Origin of the sequence: Kitasatospora sp. NPDC059747, assembly GCF_042732955.1 — a bacterium.
GTDB lineage: Bacteria > Actinomycetota > Actinomycetes > Streptomycetales > Streptomycetaceae > Kitasatospora.
The window spans coordinates 30,561-32,353 of the sequence record NZ_JBHWGV010000075.1; the positions used below are offsets into that span (position 1 = coordinate 30,561).

Sequence of the window (1,793 nt, forward strand, 5' to 3'; positions counted from 1 at the left end):
CGCGCTCCGCTCGGGGCCCGGCCGCCCTCCCGCCGGGCCCCCCCCCCCCCCCCCCCGCGCGGGCCCCCCCCCCGGGGGCCCCCCCTCGGCCAGGTGCTCCTCCGCGTTCTCGTGCGGGAGGTACTCGACCACGTCGAGGAAGCGGAACAGCACCCGGGACGCGGTGACGCCGTACTCGTAGTCCCCGTACCCGACCACCGCACCCGTACCACCGCGCACGGCGCCCCGGACGACGGCCGACGTCAGCCCGTCCGGGGCGCCGTCCGCCGTGGTGCGCCGACGGGCGTTGGGCCGGGCCAGGTACGGGCAGACCATCGAGGCGTACAGCATGCACGCCCGGTGTCCCGGCCCCTCCATCGTCGGCGCGAGGTTCCGGTACGGCCGCCCGTCCGCCAGTGCCTCGGCGATCGCCGCGCTCTCCGCAGCGCCGACCACCCGCCACACCGGCCCCTGCGGCATCAGCTCGTCGCACACCGAACACCGCCGCTCCAGCGCACAGTTCGCACTCCGCCCGTAGTCGGTCAGCGCGAACTGCGGCTCACCCCCCTCCCAGGGAGTGATCGCCGGCACGGGATACCCACGCACATCACGGGGCCGGCCCTCGACGGCCGGCGGCATCGGAACGGAATCGAAGCGCACGCGCCATGCTTACCACGGCCCTCACTTCACGGCGAAGCCCGGACGGTGACCGGGACGGGTCCGGCACCGCGTGGTGCCGGACCCCGTCGTCGGGCGGCGTGCGGGGTGGGTCAGTTCCAGATGCCGGAGACGTCGGTGCCGTTGGCCGCGTTGCCCGCGTGGGTGGTCAGGCCGGCCAGGTCCTCCAGGGTGCGCAGGACGTCGTAGTGGTTGTAGGTGGTGGCGGTGGTGCTGCCGGGGGCCACGTGGGCGCCGGAGACGACGGTGGGGATGCGGTTGCCGGCCAGGCGGTTGTCCTCGTCGAAGGTGACGAGGAGCAGGCTGTTGTGGCTCGCGGCCCAGGTGGCGTAGGCGCCGAGGTTGGTCTTGAGCCAGGTGTCGCCGGTCTTGACCGAGCAGTCGTGCATGTCGCTGCACAGGTTCGGCACCACGAAGGACACCTTCGGCAGGGTGGTGTAGTCGGTCGGGAACTGGCTGAAGGTCCGGGCCGAGTTCAGCGCGACGTTGCCGAAGCCGAACCACGGGTTGTGCTTCTGCGCGTAGTTGCCGCTGCTGCACACCGTGCTGCCCTGGGCGGGCAGGGACTCGTTGTAGCTGCCCCAGGTCTTCCCCGCGGCGGTGAGCTCGGAGGCGAGGTTCGGAGCCTGCAGGCCGCCGACGTTCACGCAGCTGTCGTCGGTGATGCCCTGCGTCGAGCCGGAGAACAGCGCGTAGTAGTTCGGCTGGCTCGGGTGCGTGATCGCGTACGACTGGGTGAGCGTCGCGCCGCCCTTGGCCAGGGAGTTGATGTACGGCGCACTGCTGCTGCCGATGACCTGGCTGTAGGCGTGGTTCTCCATGACGACCACGATCACGTGGTCGGGGGCGGGCAGCGCGGCGGCCTGCGCGGCGGGGGCGGTGGCGGCCCACAGGCCGGCGGAGGCGGCCACGAGGGCGGTCGCCGAGGCGACGGCGGTCGCGGTGCGGCGGGAACGCGGGCGGGTGCGCGGGCGGGTGCGCAGGCGGGGCTGGACGGGCTCAGGCATGACGAGTCCTCACGGGGGATGGGAACGGTCCGGTGGGAGGGGGCCCGGCGGGGCGGGGGGCCGGGGCGCCCCCCGGGGGGGTGGGGGGGGCGGGCGGGTCCGGGGGGGGGTTGGCCCCGGGGCGCGGGG

2 protein-coding genes are annotated in these 1,793 nt (G+C 74.5%); both read right to left on the bottom strand.

Annotation, left to right across the window (positions count from 1 at the left end; translation table 11 throughout):
* The coding region (locus ACFV4G_RS28435) for a hypothetical protein (RefSeq protein WP_380444962.1) at positions 1 to 570 on the bottom strand (570 nt) is incomplete at its 3' end.
* Between the two features lie 179 nt (positions 571 to 749).
* On the bottom strand, positions 750 to 1,664 hold the full coding sequence (locus ACFV4G_RS28440; protein WP_380444963.1) for an alkaline phosphatase family protein: 915 nt from the start codon (positions 1,662 to 1,664) through the stop codon (positions 750 to 752).
* Positions 1,665 to 1,793: the final 129 nt, after the last annotated feature.

Coding starts and splice junctions, on each gene's coding strand:
- ACFV4G_RS28440 (WP_380444963.1), bottom strand. CDS start 1,664: ATGCCTGAGCCCGTCCAGCCCCGCCTGCGCACCCGCCCGCGCACCCGC.